At 44.2% G+C, this 22,841-nt stretch carries 18 protein-coding genes; 8 read left to right on the top strand and 10 right to left on the bottom strand.

The window, feature by feature from the left end:
* Window positions 1-180: 180 nt before the first annotated feature.
* The 6 genes from WJM94_RS16370 to WJM94_RS16345 all read right to left on the bottom strand — a co-directional run bounded on the left by WJM94_RS16370 (window position 181) and on the right by WJM94_RS16345 (window position 10,475).
* A complete protein-coding gene (locus WJM94_RS16370; protein ID WP_444495257.1) occupies window positions 181-1,062 on the bottom strand; it encodes a transglutaminase family protein in 882 nt (293 codons plus the stop codon).
* Window positions 1,059-3,632 (bottom strand): circularly permuted type 2 ATP-grasp protein, encoded by a 2,574-nt coding sequence (locus WJM94_RS16365; protein ID WP_444495256.1) that lies wholly within the window; start codon window positions 3,630-3,632, stop codon window positions 1,059-1,061. The genes WJM94_RS16370 and WJM94_RS16365 overlap by 4 nt, the downstream gene beginning before the upstream one ends.
* A gap of 105 nt (window positions 3,633-3,737) precedes the next feature.
* Window positions 3,738-7,085 (bottom strand): transglutaminase family protein, encoded by a 3,348-nt coding sequence (locus WJM94_RS16360; protein WP_444495255.1) that lies wholly within the window; start codon window positions 7,083-7,085, stop codon window positions 3,738-3,740.
* Entirely contained in the window at window positions 7,082-8,029 is a 948-nt protein-coding gene (locus WJM94_RS16355; protein ID WP_444495254.1) for an alpha-E domain-containing protein, read from the bottom strand. The genes WJM94_RS16360 and WJM94_RS16355 overlap by 4 nt, the downstream gene beginning before the upstream one ends.
* A complete protein-coding gene (locus tag WJM94_RS16350; RefSeq protein WP_444495253.1) occupies window positions 8,026-9,483 on the bottom strand; it encodes a circularly permuted type 2 ATP-grasp protein in 1,458 nt (485 codons plus the stop codon). Before WJM94_RS16350 ends, WJM94_RS16355 begins: the two co-directional genes overlap by 4 nt.
* A gap of 521 nt (window positions 9,484-10,004) precedes the next feature.
* Window positions 10,005-10,475 carry an arsenate-mycothiol transferase ArsC gene (locus tag WJM94_RS16345; RefSeq protein WP_444495252.1) on the bottom strand — a complete coding sequence of 157 codons (471 nt, stop codon included), beginning with the start codon at window positions 10,473-10,475 and terminating at the stop codon, window positions 10,005-10,007.
* A 388-nt stretch (window positions 10,476-10,863) separates the two neighbouring features.
* Here WJM94_RS16345 and WJM94_RS16340 point away from each other — a divergent pair, with 388 nt between their 5' ends.
* From WJM94_RS16340 to WJM94_RS16320, 5 genes are all read left to right on the top strand, one after another.
* Window positions 10,864-11,643 (top strand): TIGR01458 family HAD-type hydrolase, encoded by a 780-nt coding sequence (locus WJM94_RS16340; protein WP_444495251.1) that lies wholly within the window; start codon window positions 10,864-10,866, stop codon window positions 11,641-11,643.
* Window positions 11,644-12,076: 433 nt separating this feature from the next.
* A complete protein-coding gene (locus WJM94_RS16335; RefSeq protein WP_444495250.1) occupies window positions 12,077-12,373 on the top strand; it encodes a helix-turn-helix domain-containing protein in 297 nt (98 codons plus the stop codon).
* A gap of 194 nt (window positions 12,374-12,567) precedes the next feature.
* A complete protein-coding gene (locus WJM94_RS16330) occupies window positions 12,568-14,154 on the top strand; it encodes a sensor domain-containing diguanylate cyclase (protein WP_444495360.1) in 1,587 nt (528 codons plus the stop codon).
* A 352-nt stretch (window positions 14,155-14,506) separates the two neighbouring features.
* The gene (locus WJM94_RS16325) at window positions 14,507-15,115 is read left to right on the top strand and encodes a glutathione S-transferase family protein (protein WP_444495249.1); all 609 of its coding nucleotides are present in this window, start codon (window positions 14,507-14,509) and stop codon (window positions 15,113-15,115) included.
* 270 nt (window positions 15,116-15,385) lie between these two features.
* Window positions 15,386-15,955 (top strand): NnrU family protein, encoded by a 570-nt coding sequence (locus WJM94_RS16320; protein WP_444495248.1) that lies wholly within the window; start codon window positions 15,386-15,388, stop codon window positions 15,953-15,955.
* Between the two features lie 95 nt (window positions 15,956-16,050).
* Here the strand turns inward: WJM94_RS16320 and WJM94_RS16315 are convergent, their stop codons facing one another.
* The 3 genes from WJM94_RS16315 to WJM94_RS16305 form a co-directional block, all read right to left on the bottom strand.
* Window positions 16,051-16,806, bottom strand: a complete 756-nt coding sequence (locus WJM94_RS16315; RefSeq protein ID WP_444495247.1) for an alpha/beta hydrolase — start codon at window positions 16,804-16,806, stop codon at window positions 16,051-16,053.
* Window positions 16,803-17,087: a DUF2784 domain-containing protein gene (locus tag WJM94_RS16310; RefSeq protein ID WP_444495246.1), complete on the bottom strand. Its 285-nt coding sequence runs from the start codon at window positions 17,085-17,087 to the stop codon at window positions 16,803-16,805. Before WJM94_RS16310 ends, WJM94_RS16315 begins: the two co-directional genes overlap by 4 nt.
* 100 nt (window positions 17,088-17,187) lie before the next feature.
* Window positions 17,188-18,375, bottom strand: a complete 1,188-nt coding sequence (locus WJM94_RS16305) for an MFS transporter (protein ID WP_444495245.1) — start codon at window positions 18,373-18,375, stop codon at window positions 17,188-17,190.
* A 409-nt stretch (window positions 18,376-18,784) separates the two neighbouring features.
* Here WJM94_RS16305 and WJM94_RS16300 point away from each other — a divergent pair, with 409 nt between their 5' ends.
* A complete protein-coding gene (locus WJM94_RS16300; RefSeq protein WP_444495244.1) occupies window positions 18,785-19,390 on the top strand; it encodes a hypothetical protein in 606 nt (201 codons plus the stop codon).
* Between the two features lie 330 nt (window positions 19,391-19,720).
* On the opposite strand, the gene WJM94_RS16295 is transcribed toward WJM94_RS16300, so the two are convergent.
* Window positions 19,721-20,596: an AraC family transcriptional regulator gene (locus WJM94_RS16295; RefSeq protein ID WP_444495243.1), complete on the bottom strand. Its 876-nt coding sequence runs from the start codon at window positions 20,594-20,596 to the stop codon at window positions 19,721-19,723.
* 167 nt (window positions 20,597-20,763) lie between these two features.
* On the opposite strand from WJM94_RS16295, the gene WJM94_RS16290 reads away from it, so the two are divergent.
* Window positions 20,764-21,729, top strand: coding sequence for a phytanoyl-CoA dioxygenase family protein (locus tag WJM94_RS16290; protein ID WP_444495242.1), 966 nt, complete (start codon window positions 20,764-20,766; stop codon window positions 21,727-21,729).
* Between the two features lie 299 nt (window positions 21,730-22,028).
* The gene (locus WJM94_RS16285; RefSeq protein WP_444495241.1) at window positions 22,029-22,520 is read left to right on the top strand and encodes a hypothetical protein; all 492 of its coding nucleotides are present in this window, start codon (window positions 22,029-22,031) and stop codon (window positions 22,518-22,520) included.
* Window positions 22,521-22,841: the final 321 nt, after the last annotated feature.

The raw sequence follows: 22,841 nt of genomic DNA, 5'->3' as shown, positions 1-22,841 counted from the left end.
TTATTCAACAGTACTGCTTTCAAACGCGCTTGCGCCCAATTGCTTACCGTTAAGTGTTTTTCCGTAGTAGCCTTGATGCTAGATAATTGGTAATAAGCGATTCGGGTGAGTATGGATGTTGCCTCGTATCACGGTGCTTCTAGAGTGCTTCTAAATGGTTTGGATCGGGCACCATCTGTTTCAAACCCTAGCCACATCAACCGACACACTTAGGTTGTGAGTTTCACCACCATCAAACACCACGCCCTGTAGTGGGGGAACATCGGCGTAATCGCGTCCCCAACCGGTAACGATATGCTGATCGTGAGCGATGAGATCGTTAGTTGGATCAAATTCTACCCAACCAAGATCGGGCACAAAGATGGCAAACCAAGCGTGAGAGGCATCCGCACCTACGAGCTTTTCTTCACCAGGAGGTGGCAGAGTTTCTATGTAACCGCTCATATAGCGAGCGGCGAGGCCGACTGAACGGACGCAACCTATCGCCAGTTGGGCATAATCCTGACATACGCCCCGTTTCTCCTTAAGCACTTGCTCAGTCGGGGTTGTCACGTCGGTTGCTGTCGGATCAAAAGTAAACTCAGTAAATATTTTATGAGTAAATGCCATTGCTGCTTTTAGTACTGGCTGGTTGTCGCTAAATATTTCTTCAGCATATTGCCTTAGACTTTCTGAGCGCTTAATTTGTCGAGAGTCCAGACAGAATTCCTGTGCCATCCTGACCTCAGCACTTTCAGCTCTGCTCAGTATGCCGCGAAGCTCACCACAGGTCAGTGTGTGGTTTTCTACCAGCTCTGCCCAATTATGAGGTTGTATTTCTAAAATGCTGGTGACATCGATAGTCAGTTCCCGGTGTGGCTCTTGAATCGAGAAGTAAAAGGTTTCGTTACCGAAATAGTCATGTCCCTCATTTTGATACAATGGCCGTGGGGTGACCTTGATCTTTCGGTTAAAACAACGCTGATTCGTGGTATCCCTCGGTAATAAATGCGCCATGTTGTAACAAAGGGTTACCGGTGCACTATAGGAGTAGGTCGTTTTATGCTGGACTTTATATCTCATACATCCAATTTCCATTTGGGTTTTATCAACTGCTGAGGTCCTACAGTGTGATCAAAGTATTTATCGCTGATTAGTGAGGTAAACTGTTCTAGCTGGGCGATTATCTTATCCATCAAAGCGCTAAGTGCTTCTCTGGTCTGATTGTTCGGATTAGCCCTTGCAAGGTGTTCCAAATCGGTGAGCTGAATATCGTTCAGCGTCAGCAGGATAAGTCTGTTTTCGCTGGTTAAGCCGCCTGGAATAAAGGCTTTACTGCGTGGCAACATACCCAGAAATTCTTTTAGTTTTTCTGTCTGATAGACCAGTGACCGCGGATTCGAAGGATCAACCATCAACAGATCCAGACCAAACGGCACCCGGGTTCTGGTACGATAGCGCCTTCTGAAGGAGATAAGCGCTTCCATACTGAGAAGCACTGACTCCAGTACTTGTTGCTGCGGAAAACTGTCCAGTCTGACGCTTAATGTTGACTGCAACATTTTTGCGGTCTGAATCGCCCTTTCAGTGCGCTGGCCGATTTGCTGGAATATCCAGTCTTCACCTCTTAACATGCTGTCGTTGCTAAGTCCTGATAGTGCCAGCAGAGTGGTCACCAGGTTATCGAGTGACTCCTCCGGATCATCCGGTATGCCGCTGGTGTATGCTCTGTCCAGCTCGTTTAGATGGTCACGCAACTTGTTAAGAATAATCCGGGTATCTGCAGAGAGTCGATCCCGCACCTGATCACCACAGGTGAGCATCGCCAGCAGGTTGGATTTGATGCTGCCGATTCGGTTGCCGTTCACCACCAAGTCAGCCAGTTCCTCATCCGGGTTTTCCAGCAGTTCTGAACTGCCAGCTAAAAATCCGGGCAGGCAATTAGTCTGCAAAGAGATAGCTCTTAACAGAATATTCCGAGCGGAAGGCGAGAGCACCTCGATACCATTGAGTTGTTTAAATAGCACCCGCATCAGGCGAATGCTCAGCTCTGCTCGCTCAGCATAACGTCCGAACCAGAAGAAGTTCTCTACAACCCGGCTAGGTACGTTGCCTTTCTGAGCAACATGGAAGCCAGAATCGTCAAGCAGTGACTGGTGCGTGAGATCAGGTTCATCTGCTGTTATCCAGGTATCCTTGCTGCTAGCGCCAGATAGGTTGGTCACAATGTAGTCCTGGTCGGACTGAGTAACCCGGCTTAACGCGCCCGGCATAACACAGTAACTGTCGCCGTCTGCAACCGTAAAGGCTTTCAGCAGACTATGTCGGCGGTTTATCTTTGATTCTGAACAGACCGGAACCGTGGAACCGGGAATATAAATCTGCGCCACATACTGTTTCGGGTTAGCCTTAATCATCTCCAGCGTTTTTATCTTTTCGTCTGCTGATAAACAGTGGCCATAAATGGTCCGACTGTTCGCGTGTCGATATGCAGGCTTGATGATCAGTTTTTCAAGATTCTGCGTCACAAATTGCATCGCGTCATCGACACCACACCAGTAAGTATCGACGCTATGCAACTTCAAAGGTTCACCCAGCAAGTATTCGCATATTTGTGGAAGATATGCCATCAGCACAGGAGATTCGAGCACGGCACTTCCGAGAGGATTGGCGAGCACCACGTTGCCACTTCGGGCGGCCTCTAGCAGTCCCGGTATACCGAAACAGGAATCTGGCCTCAGCTCCGACTGGTCGCAGTCGTTGTCATCCGTACGACGCAGAATGACATCCACTGGAGATAGTCCGGTCAGGGATTTCAGCCATACTTTGCCGCGCCTTACCGTTAAATCCCCGGCCTGTACCAGAGGGTAGCCCAAGTAGTTGGCCAGATACGAATGTTCGAAATAGGTACTGCTTGCAGACCCAGGTGTTAAAAGAACGATCCTGGGTGTATCGGTCTTGTGTGCGACGAGCTGGCTTAAGGTGTTTCTCAAGGTCTGGAAGAAGCTGGAAAGGCGTCTTACATTGCTGCGACGAAATACAGATGGCAGTACTCTGGAGATAACGGTGCGGTTTTCCAGAGCATATCCCGCTCCTGATGGGGCTTGAGTTCTGTCACTTATGACCACATAGGAGCCGTCCGAGTCTCGGACAAGATCGATGGAGTGAAAGATAAGATTTTTCAATCCCGGGATATCAATGCCGTGACACTGGCGCAAGAAACCTGGGTGGGCGAAAACAATCTCTGCCGGTATCACTCCGTCTTTGATAAGGCGTTGCTCACCGTATATATCTTTCAGGATAAGGTCAAACAACTCTGAACGCTGTGCCAAGCCTTGCTCGGTCTCTTCCCATTCACTCTGATCGATAATATTAGGGATGACATCCAGAGACCACATCGTTGGAGAGAGTGGATCGTTTTTCAGATCATAAGTCGCACCGTCGTCACGCAGAATTCTCTGTGCACGCCTTTGCAAATCCTCAAGTCTTTCAACTTTCAGTTTGTCAAAATGATTAAACAGAGGCTGCCAGTGTTCTCTGATCTGGTTGTTTTCATCATATGCCTCATCATAGGCCTGCTTTGATGCCTGATAAGGACCGATGAGGGGCGGATTTTCTGCCGCCCCGTTGCAGTCTAAAACGAATTGACTCATATTCTCTTTTTGTTACTACCCTATGCGTTATTGCCTAGTATATACCACCCGGGAACGACAACCAGCTCATCAACAGGCAGTTACCATTCAATTTTCGCTTTAGGTTCAGGCAATATGGCTTTTTCGTTTTCTCAAATCCAGAGTGTTTGGATACTCGTGGCATATCTCCTCTTTTGGTGGTGCCATCGGCCGAGGTGCCGTTTTATTTTCATAGAAGCTGCGCAGTGCATCGAACTCTGGCGGAGGATTCAGCGGCCCTTGAGTAAAGCCATGATCCCAGAAACGGTTTACCCGACGAGCCTCTGCTTCGTTTCCGTTAACCGGGAAGGTTTCGTAGCTTCTGCCGCCCGGGTGGCTGACGTGGTAAGTGCAACCGCCAATAGAGACGCCGTTCCAGCTGTCGATCAAATCGAATATCAGCGGAGAATCTATTCCTAACGTCGGATGCAGTGCCGAAGGCGGAGCCCAGGCTCTGTAGCGTACGGCTGCCACGTACTCGCCTTTTCTGCCTGTTGGTTTCAACGGTACACGACGACCATTACAAGCCAGCACATAGCGACTATCTGTCATCCCTGACAGGCGAACCTGCAGACGCTCCACAGAGGAGTCGACATATCGGCTTGTACCAGTCTGAGTGATTTCCTCACCCAGAACATGCCAAGGTTCAATCGCCCAGCGCAGTTCGATCTCAATATCGTCGATCTGTTGTCGGCCGTAATGAGGGAAACGGAACTCCTCAAATGGTGCCAGCCACTCCAGCTTAAACGGGAAGCCGTGGCGTTGGAGGTCGTCGACTACTTCTTTGATATCTTGCCATACGTGATAAGGCATCATGAACTTATCGTGAAGGGTGGTGCCCCAACGTACCAGAGGCTTGTGGTAAGGATCTTTCCAGAAGCGTGCTACCAGACAGCGCAGTAAGAGCGTCTGTACCAGAGCCATTCTGGCATGCGGTGGCATCTCAAATCCACGGAATTCCAGCAGACCTTGTCTTCCGCTGCTGGTGCCTGCCGCATACAGTTTATCGATACAGAACTCAGAACGGTGAGTGTTTCCGGTCACATCCACCAGCAGGTTTCTCATCAGTCTGTCGGCTAACCACGGTTGATCGACCAGACCTTCAGGGAAGTTCTGGAAGGCGATCTCCATCTCGTACAAGGCTTCATCTCTGCCTTCGTCGGGACGCGGTGCCTGACTGGTTGGGCCGATAAACATGCCGGAGAAGAGGTAAGAAAGACCAGGGTGGTGCTGCCAGTAGTTAACCAAGCTTCGTAATAGATCCGGTTTTCTCAGTAGAGGACTGTCCGCTGGTGTCGGACCTCCAAGAGTAATGTGGTTACCACCACCAGTACCCGTATGGCGGCCATCCAACATAAATTTCTCTGTGCCCAAACGACACTGGTGAGCCTGTTCGTAGAGAATCTCTGTGTTCTCCACCAGTTCCTGCCAGTTTCTTGAAGGGTGAATATTCACCTCTATTACACCCGGATCAGGAGTGATCAGGAATTTTTGCAAACGATAGTCTTTCGGTGGCTCGTAACCTTCAATGACAACCGGAATAGAGAGTGCGTTAGCGGTTGACTCAATCTGATAGATGAGTTCGACATAGTGCTCCAGATGAGTCACTGGTGGCAGAAACAGATGTAATCGGCCGTCTCTTGGCTCGACACAAATCGAAGTACGGATAACATCAACCGTCTTTTTGTTGCTTTTTGCGTCTTGTGCCGGTGATTCCTGAGGCTGTTGGCGCTGGGCGACAGTATCCGTTAACGAATAGACGGGTAGTGCCTCTCTGGTTTCGAACGGATCACGCTCATGCGGGATCTCCTCTTCGCTGACATGCGGGAGAGAATCCAGCGGCAGCCTGTATCCCATTGGGCTATCCCCGGGGATAAGCGTGATCACATCACTTCGCATCTGCCAAAGTGAGCTACGCCAACTTTGTCCGTCAAATGAAACCGGAAGCACGTAGCCGCTAACGCTTTCCAGCCCGCGTCCCAGCAGTTTTGCCAGACGGCGTCTTTCCATATCATCGCTCAGCTTGGCTTTTTTCGGGTTGGCAGACTCCGGTAGGGAGCGCTCTAACCATAGGTAGTAAAGCGAGTCTTCATAGGCTGGTTGCAGATACTGATTATGAATTCCCAATCGCTCACAAAGCTGCAGCCCGAAACGTTCGGCATCCTCAATCGTATGTTTGTAGTCTCGGTCTACCCGTGCAAGCAAGGATGGATCGTGCCATAGCGCTTCTCCATCGGTACGCCAGAAACAGCCAAGCGCCCAACGTGGTAACTCTTCGCCCGGGTACCATTTACCTTGACCGTAGTGGAGCAGTGCGTGGGTGTTGAATTTGTCTTTCAGGCTGATAAGCAGATCTTTTGCCAGTTTGAGCTTATCCGCCCCCAGCGCTTTAGTATTCCATTGTGCCGAGTCCATATCATCAATAGATACGAATGTCGGTTCTCCGCCCATAGTCAGGCGCACGTCCATCTCATCCAGCTCTTTGTCCACTGCAGAGCCAAGCGCTTTGATGTTTTCCCATTCGTCATCGGTGTAGGGTTTGGTTACTCGCGGATCTTCATGGATTCGGATCACCGTGTTGCTGTACTCAAACTCGCATTCGCACTTTTCTGTCATGCCAGTAATGGGCGCGGCAGAGATAGGGTCTGCGGTACAGGCTAGCGGAATATGACCTTCTCCTGCAAACAAGCCGCTGGTTGGATCCAGACCGATCCAGCCCGCTCCAGGCAGATAAACTTCACACCATGCGTGCAGGTCGGTAAAGTCCTCTTCTGGTCCAGATGGTCCATCCAAAGATTTAATATCAGAGGTTAATTGAACCAGATAACCGGAAGCAAAGCGTGCTGCCAGGCCAAGACTGCGCAGTATTTGAACCAGTAACCAGGAAGTATCCCGGCAGGAGCCCTTTTTCAGGGTTAAGGTTTCCTCACAGGTTTGCACCCCCGGTTCCATGCGAATACCGTACTCTATCTGTCCTGCCAACTTGCTGTTTAGTTCCACCAGAAAATCGACGATACGTTTTTCACTGCGGTCTACATCTGCCAGCCAGTGGTCTAACTCTTTACACGATTCAGTTACCGACAGATAAGGCGCAAGTTCTTCTTGCAAAAGTGCTTCGTAATCAAACGGGTAATTCTCAGCGTACTCTTCGATAAAGAAGTCGAATGGGTTAATCACCGTCATATCAGCGATCACTTCCACTTCAAACTTCAGCTCACGCATTTTCTCCGGGAATACCAATCTTGCCTGATAGTTACCAAACGGGTCCTGTTGCCAGTTAATAAAGTGTTCTTCCGGCTCAATCTTAAGTGAGTAACCGTGAATATGGGTACGAGAGTGAGGAGCTGGCCTTAACCTCAATAAATGAGGTGAGACCTTCACATCGCGGTCGAACTTATACGAGGTTTTGTGCTGGATGGCTACACGTATGGTCATGCCGCATCTCCGTGATTAAAGTGGAACCAGGTTTCACAAATTTCAGCCTGAAGGTTTATCAGTGCAAGCTGGATATCGTTCAGATAGTCGCTGAACTCTTGGCAGATACTTTCGTTGTGTTCAATGCTGTAGGTGGCGGACAGCAATTGATCAATGTGAAGTATGATCTCCTCGTGGCGAGGCAGATAAGTGGCTGCGCTCTTGATCTGCTTTAGGCAAAATGCCTGAGAACGTGGAAAATATTCGTCGGTCAGTAAGAAGGTCGTGGTATTTACACCATCGATGCCGGAGCGCATGGTTCGAAGGTAGTTTTGATAAGCGCTTTGAGATTTGAGCACCTTAGGCCAGATTACCTGTTCCAGTAAGACCTCTTCTTCCGGTAGGGCTTTTATCTTTAGGCTGACGGCTGAATCCAGAATACGAGTGTTCATATCGGTACGTTCCAGATAACGTCCCATAATGATAAAGCTCCAAGCCGCATCTCGGCTCATGGCATTACTCAGCAATCCGATGATCTTTTGGCAACCCTCTATCACTGTATTCAGATAAGCATAACGCTCACCTCGGTTTATCCCTTTTTGCAGATTCTTCCGAACATAGATGTCCAGCTCATTAATAAGCTCCCACATTTCTTCAGGGACAACGTCTCTGGTTGTACGGATATTCTCGCGTAACATTTTTAGAGAAGATAGCATCGAACTTGGATTGTCTTCACTGGCGAGCAAAAAGCGCACAACGTTTCTTTCGCTCTTATCTTTATATTTTTTTGTAAATTCGGGCACACTGCCGCTTATTTCTATTAGGTTGTACCAAGAAATGCGCACATCCTTTGGTAAATCAAACAATAGTTCATCGTAAACACTTATCAGGCGAACAATATTTTCAACTCGCTCCAGATAGCGGGCGCTCCAAAACAGCCGTTCAGCAACTCTCGATAACATCATTTGGCTCCTTCTGTTTTTACGATCCATGTATCTTTACTGCCACCACCTTGAGAGGAGTTCACCACTAGGGATCCTTTTTTCATTGCGACCCGGGTCAGGCCGCCAGCAGTCACATAGGTTTTGCTGCTCTGCAGGATAAACGGGCGCAGATCCAGATGTCTTGGTTCCAACTTTCCTTTTTCTATCAGCGTTGGAGCTGTGGAGAGCTTGAGTGTTGGCTGGGCGATATAATTGCGCGGATTATTCTTGATAAGTTCGGCAAAAACGGCCTGTTCCTTTTTACTTGAATGGGGGCCAACCAACATGCCATAACCGCCGGATTCGTTAGCTGGTTTTACCACGAGCTTGTCGAGGTTTTTCAGCACGTATTCCCGGTCAGTTTCATTTTCGCACAGGAAGGTTTCGACATTTGGAAGGATAGGTTCTTCATCCAAATAGTATTTGATCAGCTGCGGCACGTAGGCATAAACCACTTTATCATCAGCTACCCCGGCACCCGGCGCATTGGCCAGTGCAACATTACCCTGTTTCCATGCTCGCATCAGTCCGGGAACGCCAAGTAGGGAGTCGGGATCGAATACCTCAGGATCAAGAAACATGTCATCAATGCGGCGATAGATTACATCGACCCGCTCCGGACCGTAGATGGTTTTCATGTAGACGCAGTCATCTTTGCCGACGTAAAGATCTCCTCCTTCGACTAACTCAGCACCCATCTGTTGAGCGAGAAAAGCATGTTCAAAATAGGCCGAGTTGTAGATTCCCGGCGTCAAAACCACGATCTCAGGTCGCGTAATATCTCGTGGTGAAAGTGCCTTGAGTGTATCCAGCAACTGAGACGGGTAGGAGTCTACTTTTCTGATATTGTCGTTCTCAAATAGCTCCGGTAAAACCCGCTTGGTCACGGCCCGGTTTTCCAGCATATAAGAAACGCCGGATGGAACTCGGAGGTTATCTTCCAGAACATAAAACTGTCCGTCGTCAGCTCGCACCAAATCGGTGCCACAGATATGCGCCCACACACCAAAAGGGGGCGAAACACCGATGCACTCGGGACGGAAATTTTTTGACTCTGTAATAATATGGGCGGGAATAATTCCGTCTTTGATACAGTTCTGATCGTGATAAAGGTCGTCGATAAAACGGTTGAGTGCAGTAAGGCGCTGCTTGAGTCCTTTTTCTGCTATTTCCCAATCTTTAGCGTCTATTGTTCTGGGAATAATGTCGAACGGCCACGCTCGGTCGATGTTTCCTTCTTCGGTGTATACGGTGAAGCTGATGCCCATCTCCTGAATGGTGGCTTCCGCCGCCAGCTTACGTTTATCAAGCTCTTCAGGGGGTAATCCATCGATATAGCTTAGTAATCTGCATGACGACGCTCTGTATTTACCTTCGCAGTCGATCAGTTCATCAAAGAACTCTCCACAATCATAACCTTCGGTTAATTTGCTCATAGCTGGGATCCATCCTCTGGTTTTTGAAACTCATTTCCCGGTCGGAACTCACCTTTACCTCAGGTGGAAATTTCCGAAGTTTAAGAATATAAACCAGCGGGGTGTGAGATTTCTGTTTTCATTATTTTTATATTGTAGCTGTTGCACAAGCTTGTACTTAACTCATGACAACAATAAGAAAAGCAAATAACAGACCGTAATTTAGATAGTCATAAAAGATTCGTAATTTTGAAGTTCGCATAGCCGTGGTGGGCACAGGCAACCAGATCAGCCTGACGTTGTTTAGTGTTCGTTTAACTGGTGACGATTCGATGCAATCTTTGCAGTTGTAATCGCCAATAGTCACTGATCCGATTGTGTCGCTTGCGGCGAATTATATAACGAGACTTACATATCCTATTTTTTATGAAGATGGTGAGTATTTCGGGTATGTTGCTGGCTTATACAGATTGGTATGAAAATGAGCTTAAAGAGTGCTGTTCTGTTATAAGAACAGCAATCAGTGACTACTTACCTGCACACTAAATGGATGCTAATTTCGTCACACAATCTTTAATTTCGTTATCGCTTAGTGAGTAAAAATCTACTGAACCCAGAGCATCAATTCGTTTCTGCAGTGAAAGAAATATTTGATCACAACGGGTATTAAACTCAGTGTCTGAAGCATCCATGTCAGGTAAGGACTCGAGATCCCATGCCACACGTATGCCTGATGACAACCAGTTAGGGCATGCTTCGTTGTGTACCTTATCGCACACAGTGATGATGAGGTCAGGATGGAAGTCTAATCGCTCTTCCCAGGAAGTACTGTGGAATTGAGTGGGGTCGATATCATGGTTTTGCAAATATCTGGCAATACGAGGGTTTATTTCACCTTTCGGGTGACTTCCACCACTCGCGATTTGGAAGTGACTTGGCAGTTGTTTTTTTGCGATAGCTTCAGCCAAAATGCTTCTGCTTGCATTATGTTTGCAAACGAATAATACCTTCATGCTCTTTCCCTAGATTCAGTTAACAGGTTTTAGACCTACGCAAGTTTACCTGGCTATTGTTACAGTACATCGATGTTTTCTCCTTGAATTACCAACCCTTTGCAAATGGACTCTAAGAGATATCGAGCCTAGCCAATCGTTATTTGGAAGTGAGGACCAGACACACAATAAGCGAGCAGCTAGAAGGCATTAAGTATGAAAGAGGATATCTATTCAAGGCTCGCTCATCTTTGTCTCTTACTTGTTTCCCCCTCAATGCCCCATTGTGTGATTCAACACTGACCTTAAATTATGTCTAGTTCACCTTTTTGAATCTTCTCTTGTGTCCACTTTCCTTCAGTAAACTACAGTTAAATTATTGCCAGATATAATTTTTCGGAAACAAGTTATGGAAGAACAACAGAATAAAATATGTGGAGTGCTTTTGGATTTGGAAGGGGTTTTATTTGTTGGGGAACGGGTAATTGAAGGGGCAATTGAAACCGTTGAATATTTACAAAAACAGAAAATACCATTTCTATTTATGACTAATACAACAACAAAATCAAGAAATAGTATTGCAGAAAAAATGAAAAAAATGGGATTCAAGGTTCAGCCTGAAAGTATCTTAACTGCACCGTATGCAGCAAAACATTATCTGACGAAAAAAGGAAATGTTTCCTGCTATTTATTGGTCGCTGATGAAGTTAAAAATGAATTTGCCGGATTTAAACAGTCTGAACAGAATCCTGATGTTATTGTCATTGGTGATATCGGGCCAACTTGGGATTACGAGCTTATTAATAAAGTATTTCAAATGGTGATGTCTGGATCAGAGTTAATTGCATTGCATAAAGGTAAATACTGGCAAACCACGCTAGGCTTGCAGGTGGATATAGGTGCTTTTGTTGCAGGGATTGAATATGTGACAAGTAAACAGTCTGTTGTTATTGGTAAACCGTCATCTGCTTTTTTTGATGCAGGAATTGATGCATTGGGGTGTGAGAAAAAACGTATTGTGATGATTGGCGATGATATTGAGTCGGATGTTGGTGGTGCTCAACGGGTTGGCATCATGGGAGCATTGGTAAAGACGGGTAAATATAGAAAAGAAATTTGTTTATCTTCAACCGTGACTCCTGATTTTATATTAAATTCGATTGCAGACTTTAAACAGTTATTACTGTAATTGTCATGGTTTGTCAAAATTTAAAAATAAAAAAGGAGGTAACAAAAAAGCGAGAAAGATTAAAGTTTTTAACCCATTTCAGGAACAGTTCGAGGATAACCCATTAGTACTTGAAAAATTTTACTTCCAGAAATTAATTACTCTGGTCAAATGAGGTCACCAATTTATTAATAAAGTTTTGTACCAGAAAGGTATTAAATTTCTAAATAGAAAATGCCCCAGAATGAATTAAAGTCACGTTTTATCACACTAGTTTACCTCGCAACTTGCCCCAATTTTGATAATGAACCAATATGATTTTAGTTGATTAATAGAGGAAGTTTGTCTAGGAGAGCGGTGGCAGTCCACATTATATTGTTCTATGTCACTGATGTAGTGGCTATTTAATCAGCACCTGAGATTAAGCTTCAGGACTTACAAGAGCTAATGAAAAATGACCTCAAAAACACCAAGCAAGACTCAAACTTCATTTCTGAGAAGATTACTGGTGGCCTACCTTATTGATAACGGAAAAGATACGGTACCAGCTATTATGGAAGCAACGGGAATGCCCCGCCGAACCGCTCAGGACACAATTAAAGCACTACATGAAATCGAGATCAAAGCAGTGCAAGTGGAACGTGGACATTACAAAATTGAGGATTGGGGGGCGGTGAAACGAGACTGGATAAAAGACAATATTAAACACATTTCTCAAATACTTTCCTATCCATACCAAATGGATGAATGATGTATCGAAATTCGAAGGGAAACATCCTTGTTTTTATTCTGTAACGACCATCTCTGTTTGATGATTACCAAACTGGTTTCAGTAATAGATTTTTCATCGATTAAGATGTTGATTTAATGTATATTTATTTTAATTTCGTGTTATGTATTAGATGGAAAATAAAATTTATGGGATATGTGGGTGAAACCAAACAGATGAGGGATAAACTGAATTTACGGAAATTGATCCTGATTCTATGCGTGTTTAGTGTCATGAGTACACTGCTAAACATGTTCTATTCCATTTACCGAGTTCAGCATGAGCTCATTGTTAGTAACACGATTGAATCGAATCGCGTTTATGCTGAAAAAATGGCTGAAATGACGGATTTATTCATCGAAACAGCTATGTCTCAGCTTGAATACAGCGCACATAAGCTTAGTAATAGCATGGAAAATGCTGATGTATTACAACAAGAAGTGGAACGATTAAGAACTCAAACCGAGTGGTTTAACTCAGTAGTCATCGTGAATCAGAATGGAGTCATTATTTCTGTTTCGCCCGAAACATTGCAAGTGAAGGGAGTGAAGTTGACTAGCGAACGCTCACTCCAATCATTGAGTGCAAAAAAACCACTGATCACGGATCCATTTGTATCCCCTGCAGGCAACTACATAACCAGTATTTCGTATCCTATTTTTTCAGAGCACGGTGAGTATTTGGGCTATATAGCGGGAACGATTTATCTCGACCAGCATAATGTTTTGTCGAGTATCCTAGGTCGTCACGGTTACAAAGACGGTTCTTATCTTTATGTTGTCGACCGCCAGCGAACTCTAATTTATCACCCGAATAAGGAGAGAGTGGGACAGGTTATTGTCAATAATGAGGCGATACAAGCCGTGGAGAATGGTGTGAACGGTGGAAAGGCCATCGTGAATTCACTGGGTGTGGAGATGCTTGCAGGGTATGCTCCGGTCGCGAATTCTGGCTGGGGGATTGTGGCTCAGAGGTCAGAATATCTCACTTTGTCAGTGCTTAACGAACAAATGTGGAATGTTGTTTGGGAATCTTTGCCTATGGGGGCACTTACCCTTTTGGTTATTTGGATATCCTCCGTATTTATATCGAAACCATTATGGCAATTGGCAAGTGTAGTAAAGAACTTTGAGAGTCACACCTCAACGGTCAATGATTTAATCGAGGTGAAACCATGGTACTACGAAGCGTCGCACTTGAAGCGTTCCTTTCTAAGTGCATTCAACATTGTATCTAACACCATCGATCAACTTCACCTTGATACTTTAACCGATTCTATGACGGGCCTATTAAACCGTAGAGGCTTAGACAGAGCCATAGATAATCTACGTATTCAGAACATCCCATTTTCGGTGTTGGCATTGGACGTTGATTACTTTAAGAAAGTGAATGATACCTTCGGTCATGAAGCGGGAGATCTGTTACTAAAAAATGTGGCGAATCTAATTAAGGAGCAAGCCCGAAAAGATGATGTGGTTTGTCGAGCCGGAGGGGAGGAGTTCATGGTCTTCTTAGCCAACGCAGATGTCAGACAAGCAATAGAGGTGGCAGAGAGAATTCGAAAATCTATTGAAAACTACGAATTTGATACTGTTGGGCGCATTACTATTTCGGTTGGAGTTGGGCATTGGGTCGGGAATGATGAACCGATCAATGCAGTGTTAAAAAGTGCCGATGACGCGCTTTATCAAGCAAAACACAAAGGACGGAATCGAACTGAGCTTAACGACACGGATTCTTATTCTAACCGTAATACGGCCTGAATAATGATTAATTCTTGCATCACACAACAGAGATGGGTCAGATATTTTTCCACCCCAATTAGAGTGGCAGTCAAATCCCAAACTGCACTACCAACACTGAACACTAGGTTAAGTGAGTTTTCTATACTTGCAGTAATCCGTACTTTACTAACTTAGCAAAGTCATTGACGAGGTTCGTCCAGATTTGTGGTGAAGGGCAGGGTGAAAAGAGGGTTTCCTATTATTCATTACAGTCAAAACTCGCAAATCATATTTCAGTAGATTATTTTTTGTGTAGTTGGTGCAGATTTTCACGTTCATTGAACACCCAAAAACCTACTTGAAAGCCAAAACAGATGAAAGGGACTAAGCTATGAGCAAACTATGCATTCATTATTTTGATTTTCCTGGTGGTCGTGCTGAACCAGCACGAATTGCCTTGCGGTATGCTGGAATAGACTTCGAGGATGTGCGTTTCGCACCGAAAGAGTTGGCTGAACGAGCGAAGGACTACCCGTTAGGTAAAGTACCGGTGATTGATGTTGAAGGTCATCGAGTGTCCCAATCTAATGCGATCAATCGATATGTTGGTAAACTGACCGGACTATATCCTGAAGATCCTATTCAAGCATTGCTGTGCGATGAAGTATTGGATGCAGCAGAAGAACTCACTGCTAAACTTGCGGAGACGTTTTCTTTGCAGGGAGAAGAACTGAAAGCAGCACGGGGGCAATTATGTGCATCAGTATTTCCTTCATATCTGAAGTTCTTTTCTAAAAAATTAGAAGAAGCTGGTGATTATTTTGCTGATAATCGTTTAACCATTGCCGATCTAAGGGTGATGATGTTGGTTCGTCATCTTTGTTCTGGTGTGCTGGATCATGTCCCCGTTGATCTTGTCGATAAATACGCTCCTAACCTGAAAGATTACATACAGCGAGTAAGTCAACACCAAGTGTTTGTAAAAGGCCACAGTGCATAAATGGCTTGATCCGGTAGTAGTGTGGGCTGACCTATATAAGCTTTGCCATATTGGAGTGAAAACATGTTTTGCTGAATTAAAAATTTTGGCAAAGCGTTTTTGTCCAAATTAGAGCTAGCCGTATTAGCTAGCTCAGATCTGTCCCATTCGCTGTTACACCTGATTCGTCCCTATGTTCATCAAAGCATCATTTGACTTACTTTTTCTGATAACTGTAATGTGCTCAATATAATTGGGATGACCTTAATTTTTAAGTGAAGAGGCAATGGAATGTTTAGCTTAATACTTGGTTTAGTCTTGTTTCTTGGTATTCACTCGATTTCTATTATCGCGCCAGTGTTTCGGGATACGTTGGTTACGAAAAATGAGAAAGCGTATAAAGCAGTTTATGCTTTGCTGTCGTTTTTAGGTCTCTATTTCGTTGTTGCTGGATATGGCGCTCTCAGGGAAAACCCGAGCATTATTTATTTTGGTGCTCAATCTTTAAGACCGTTAGTCTCTATTCTGATGTTCGGCGGATTCATCTTATTTTTTGCTCCTTATTTCCCCGGAAAAATTAAAGCTGTCGCAAAAAATCCACAGTTATTATCTGTGGTACTTTGGGCATTTTCCCATTTGTTAGTTAATGGTAACTTGGCAGATATACTGTTGTTTGGCTCGTTTTTAGCGTGGGCTATCGTCGATCTTATTTCGATGAAAAAACGCCAACAAAGAGTCGTTTCACCTTTAAAGGCTTCTTGGGTCAATGATGTGATAGTGATTGTGGTTGGAACGGTTGTTTATGCCATATTTGTTCTGTTTTTGCATGGTTATTTAATCGGTATTCCTTTAATGCATTGATGTTCGCTGTCCTGGTTCTGGTTACTCGAGCCAAAAGCAGTATGAAAAGGCTATTAAAAGTAGTTTCTTGCCTAATTACCAGAATGTATCAAGAGTTAATTCAATATCCGTTGGAGTCTTGATATATAAGAAGGGAATTGTGAAATAGTATTGTGACCCGCTCCCGGAATGACAACCACATCTTCCAGCTGACCGTCAAACTTAGCGATTAGCTGCTCGGTTCTAGCTCTCGGGATCACCTGATCCTCTTCTGCAATGAAGATATAGGTTTGAGCCGTAATATCTTTTACCCTATCTGCAGATCGGTATCTGTCTTTGATCAGCCAGGAAATGGGGAACATCCAATAAATATCTTTTGCGACATTTTCAATGCTATCAAATGGCGTCACCAATATAAGCTTGTCTACTTTCTGATGAGCAGCCACGTAAGTGGCAATACCTGAGCCCAGGCTTCGGCCCATCAAGGATACTGAATCATGTTTACTTTCAACAGAATGAAATACCTGAACAGCATCGCTATATAAAACCTCCTCCGTAGGCGTACCTAAATTATTACCATAACCCCGGTAAGGGATGAGGTAGATCGTATAATTGGGAACCATTGTCTTGAAGAGTGGAATATTGGCTTCGATACTTTCTGCGTTCCCGCCATAATAGATTAGCGCCTTAGGTTGACCTTCATTGAGCACCCAACCAAAAAGCTGTGCGCCATCAACAACGAAGCAGGTATTCATCTCGCCGTAAACATCACTAGCAAGCTGGGGAAAGTACAGAAACCGACGTTGCAGTGAGTAAAAAGTAAGAGTAAAAATTGCGTAGCACACCACCAGGGTAACCAGCATGCTTTTCATTCTCGCCACCTGTCTTGCTTAATCTTATACCAATGATAGACGAGCCCATAAATAACGATATTGATCCCCACTGCGACAATACCCAGTAACACCTGGATATCAAAGCGCAACCCCGCCGGATAAATAACAGGAATGATATAGTGTTCGACAAATCCGCCCAGATAACCTTCGCTACCTGCCGCATACCTCAATTGGTTTTCCAAGGGCGCCAGAGGGCAGATCCAGACTTTGAAAATTATCATTGAAACCCATATTGCTGCAGGAATATGGACAAACAACATCTTCGTTTTAGCCAGTTCTTGCTGAAACGTTTCTGCCCCTTCCCATATATGGAATCCACGTATTCTGACAGAAAATGACTCGGATCGCTTGCCAGTTCAACTAATCAACATCCAAGTATCCTTTGCGAGTCGTTAGGAGAGCAAATAGGGCACATAAGAAAGCGGCTGCGGCAATGATAGTCAGTGGCAAAGACCACGTTTGAGTTCGGGAGTAAATCATGCCGACAAAGGCTGGACCGACCGCTGCAAGGGCGTAACCTATGGATTGCGCCATGCCTGATAAGGTAGCAGCTTGAGCGGACGTAACGGATATCTGACCTAAAATGGACAGTGCCAAAATAAAGGTTGAGCAGTTGCCTAACCCAAACACTCCGACCCAGAATATCGCCCATTGAGGTGCCAGGATAAGACCGGTGACACCGACACCATTTAAAAGCGCAGCACCAATAAATAAAGGTGCAATATTTTTGGTTCGCGTCATTATAGGTATAAGCAACAATCCCGGTACCATGGTGGAAAATTGCAAAAAACCATAAACATAACCAGCTTCTAACTCGCTATAGCCTAAAGCAACGAGAATTTTGGGTAGCCATCCAGCAAAAGTATAAAAAGTAAAAGAGTTTAAACCTAAGGCAAAAGTAAAGCACCAAGCAATAGACTGGCGCATAAGCTTGTTCAGTGGGTAGTAATCTTTATTCTTCGTTGTGCTGCGGGTTCTACTTTCAGCTAAGCGAGGCAACCAAAAAACCAAAGCCAGAAATGGGAAAATCAAGTTTCCAGCTAATGCAATTCGCCAGCCGACGGATAAATCATCCATCATACTAGTAACAGGCACCATGCTCGCAGAGCTCAACGTTGAACCAACCCCCATCGATATACCATACAGTGCCGTAATGGTGGCTATTCGTCCGGGAAATGAAGATTTGATCACCGCAGGAGCCAAAACATTACCAACCGCGATGCCCAGACCAATTAGTACTGTCCCGATGAGTAACCAGTGAAAGTGGCCAAATGAGCGAGATATCACGCCAAGCGCAATGATCACCAACGCTAAACAAATCGACTTTTCTAAACCTAATTTGCTGCTTAATTTGGGACAGAAAGGGGAAACCAACGCAAACATAATTAATGGAGTTGAAGTGATAATACCCATGCTTACTGCTGAAATCTGTAAACTTTCCATTATTTGCGCAATTAACGGAGCTAAACTGGTAAAAGGTGCACGTAAATTGATAGAAAGCAGTAATATGCTGATGACCAATAAGTTTGTGGTTTTTGATTTTGACATTAATTTCAGATTATTAGCAGTAAAGAGAACGGCGAGATTCCATATCTTACTCGTTTAGCTTCCAAAAGCTAGAATGATGTCTTTATAACCTTCATTGTGAAAAATTAGATAACTATTCATTCGCGAGACAGTATCATAAAAAAACTTTATCTTACGAGTGATTAAGGCTGGATCGTTCCGTTTGAAAGGGCAGCCAGTAGCACAAGCTGCATTTCACTTTTAGCAATAGTTTGGTGTGAGTAGCAGAGCAGTCCACGATACTGATAGCTCGATTGGCCATATATTCTAAGTGTCGCAAGACAATATATTTGATCAGTTGTAATAAATTTTGGGGATGGTAGTTATACTAATAATATTGGTCACTATTCAACGTATGTCTATGTATCTATAGTATTTGTGGAGCAACGATATGACGAATGAGTCCCGTTTTGATGAGCTTTTGAAGCGTTTACGAGATACCGAAAAAGAGCTGGAAAGTGAAATAGATCGTTTGCTGGATGAGCAACGACAACGGTTTCACTACAAGCTAGAGCATGGAAAAGTTAAGTTTGAAAAACGTATCCACGCATTTCAACGTCAATATCGAGTCGGTATCTGGCGGTACTTGAGGGAAGCTAAATTACGTTACATTCTTTCTGCTCCCTTCATATATGCGATGATCGTCCCATTGTTGATTCAAGATATATCTTTCACTGTGTATCAACACATTTGTTTCAGGATTTATGGTATTCCACTTGTTAAGCGGGCTGACTTTTTCATAATTGATCGACACTTGCTGGAGTATTTGAATGCCATTGAAAAGTTCAATTGTGTCTACTGTGGTTATGGCAATGGCGTTATTGCTTATAGCCGAGAAATTACTTCCAGAACGGAACAATTCTGGTGTCCAATCAAACATGCAAAGAGAACTTCAAACAAACACTCGAGAGTCGATAAGTTTTTTGAATATGGTGATGCGAGTGCCTGGCGAAATGACCTTAAGGCGATAAGAAAGGACTGGGAGGATAATCACTGATTATCGCGTCTGGGGCCTAGATTTTGATCAGATTATTGGTTGGTGTTTGAGTGAGCGGCACCATCAAAACGAGACTTCTACCTCAGTGTGATCACCAAGCGATTCAATTGCTTTTTTCTTACAATTTACGTTTGTGACTTGATTGCATTCCAAGGTCAACTAGAAAGGTTAACCCTCTTTAAAGTGCGTCATCTTTCTACAGCCACACAGTTGACGGTTAAAACGCGGATTTAGAACCTGCCCTGAATCTTACCAGGTATTCACTTATCAATAGTAAAGGCGAAAAGCTACCGTCTTTATTACGTCGAGGCATAGCTTGCTAGTTCTGCTCTAACCATTAAGAGGTTTTCTAAAACTGGCGCGAAATTCTTTCGGCGGCATCTTTTTATACTTCAAGAACAACCGATTGAAGTTAGAAAGGTTATTGAAGCCAGAGAGCTCCGCGATTAATGACACTGGTTTATCGGTCTGAACTAATAAAGAGCAGCCTTTTCCCAGCCTTACCTGAGTGATGTAGTTATTTACACTTTGCCCCATCATTTTCTTGAAAAAGCGGCCTAATGTACTTTCGCTCATACCCACCTGCGAGGCTAACTCCGATATGGATAATGATTCCGTGTAATTTTCATGGATCGCTTCCAGAAGTTGACTTAGCAAACGCTGTTGTCGTTTGTCGGAATCTTTCCTGTCCAACATTTGGTTAACTGAAATGCTTTCATAATCTTGCGCGCCGCTCAGCTCATCAATGATATTCAGCATGATCGTGAGTCTTTGCATGGGTGACGCCGCATCTAATCTCTCGAACAGCGGGAGTAATTTTTCAGCTACTGTTTTCGGGAAGCTAACTCCTCGTTGCGCTTGTTGTAGCAAGGGAGTGAAGTTGTGACATTCAGGAAATAACCGAGTGATTTCATTCATCCACTCAGTGTCAAACCACAACACATAGACTTTCTGCTCAATGTTTGGGTTCACACTTGAACGAGAGTGCCATGAGTGAGGAATGTTCGGGCCAAGTAACACCAGATCCAAATCATCATATTCAGATATGGTATCGCCAACATAGCGTTCACCACTGCTATTAAGCGTCAGTGTGAGCTCATATTCAGGATGAAAGTGCCATTCAAACGGAATGGCATCTAATCGCCGAATAAGCAGTTGCCAGGAGTTATCCTGATTGTATTTAACCTTTTCATACTGAGCTTTCATAAGTAATACAAACCTGAATAATGGGATCACTATGAATGACTATAAAGTATCAGTATATGCTGTTTTTGTATCACTTTGTTAAAAGGTTTGTTGTCAGAATGTGATCAAGCAGGCGAGCTCAAGGTCTGCAAAGTAAGTAATAATCAGCCCTACAGGAACAAGCCATTATGAAAAACAAATATGGATTCGGAGACAATGCACCTGGTAACAATAGCGTGTCCAACATCAATTCAGCACAGTTGAAAGACATATCAAAAAGTTTGCCTTTGAAGAAACTGACCCAAGAACAATTTGAGTTTTGGCAGCACAATGGTTATTTGGTGATTCCGCAAATTATTTCTCAAGAGGCGGTTAAACGTTCACAAGAGTTCTTATGGGAGTTCCAAGAAATGGATCCGCTCGATCCGCAAACCTGGTATCAAGCTCAGCGTCGTGATCATGCTATGGTAGAGCTTAACAATTCAGGGATGGTCGAATGTTATAACAACCAAGTCCTTTGGAATAATCGCCAAAATCCTGATGTGTACAATGCGTTTGTCGATATCTGGGATCAGGAAAACTTATGGGTCACGATTGACCGAGCGAACTTAAATCCACCAAACAAATCAGGACGTGAGTTTAGTGGTTTCATTCACTGGGATGCCGATTCGTCGCTAGATCCACTTCCGGTTAATGTTCAAGGGGTGCTAGCACTATCAGATACCAGTGAGGACACGGGAGGGTTTCAGTGTGTTCCTGAGCTATACCGACAGCTTGAAGTATGGCGTAAAACACAGCCAGATGACCGTGACCCTTATGTTCCCGATCTCACTGGGTTTGATGTGGAATTCATCTCAATGAAGGCGGGGGATTTATTGATATTTAACAGCTTGCTTCCACATGGTATTCGTCCAAATCAATCGGATCAGGTACGCATGGCACAATACATCTCGATGGTTCCGGCTGAAGAAGATAATCAGACCATCAGAGATTGGCGGATAAACTCTTGGAAAGAACGAATTCCACCACAAGGATTTGCTTTCCCCGGTGACCCGCGTAACTGGGAGCAAACCAAGTACCCGCAAGCAGAACTCACTGCACTGGGCGAGAAACTTCTAGGACTGACAAGCTGGAAGGTTCCACAATCTGCATAAAGGGTAGGCTTCACTGAGTGTGCGGAATCTTATGCCTCAATTAGAAATGCGACCGACTTTGAAAATGTCGGTCGCTCTTTATTGTTCTTCTTCCAGACCTTAAAAAAGACATCTATCCCATTGATGAAGTGCTAGCGATGATTAGCACTGTTGTCATTAATCCATTCAGAATGAATAGAAATTGAAAAAAAGGGAAAAACCTACAAAACTTTGTGTGGGTTCACTTGGCGGCTTCATAAATTAAAGTGGCGTCGAAATGGATAGAACCACGTCAATTTACCATCATTAGAGGAAAGTAAATGATTTCCACAAAACATAAGGTGACGATACTAACCGTGGTACCTGCGGTATTATTGCTCTTTGTCCATTCAGGATCATTCGCACAAACCAAACAAGAACAGGTTCACCATATGTCTCATCAGGTAATGCCTTTCGACATGTCTAAAACTATTCACGTGTTCAAAATGACAGATTCAGGCGGCGTGCAGAAGGTTTTGGCAAGGAATTCCCAAGAAACTGACCAAATCTTACTTATTCGACAACATTTAATACATGAGGCGGAAATGTTTAAACATGGAAACTATTCTGACCCAACAAAATTACATGGGGGTGACATGCCTGGAATTACGGAACTTAGTTCTAACACTCCAAAAGTGAAAGTGTCATATTCAGAACTACCTGAAGGTGCACAGATCATCTTTGAAACTAAAGATTTAAGTATGGTTACCGCAATACATCGCTGGTTTGGTGCTCAGCTTTCCGAGCATGGATCTGATGCAAAAGCGGAGTGATGAATTCAGGTACAAAAAAGAAAATCACCTGACCGTAAAAAGTTAACGCCGTTGATGCCCGAGGTAGAGCTTAGAAAAATACCAACGAGCGATTATTTACTACGACACTATGTGTTTTTTTTAGTATCAGAGCATTAACATTCAAGGTCGAATGCAATTCCAAAATGATTTCTCAGCTGAACAATTGAGCTAGAAATCGTTTTAATGGAATTTAGGTTTTGCAATGGGCTTTCTTCATAGCCTATAACATCCCGTAATGGTTGGGTGGCGTTAATCAGCTATATCCTTTTATCTAATATCGGCTTAATAACAGCCCTAATC

The organism is Vibrio sp. YIC-376 (assembly GCF_052353105.1).
In the GTDB taxonomy this organism is placed as follows: Bacteria; Pseudomonadota; Gammaproteobacteria; order Enterobacterales; family Vibrionaceae; genus Vibrio.
Note: the sequence above shows the minus strand (reverse complement) of the source record. Positions and strands in the feature narration are given on the sequence as shown.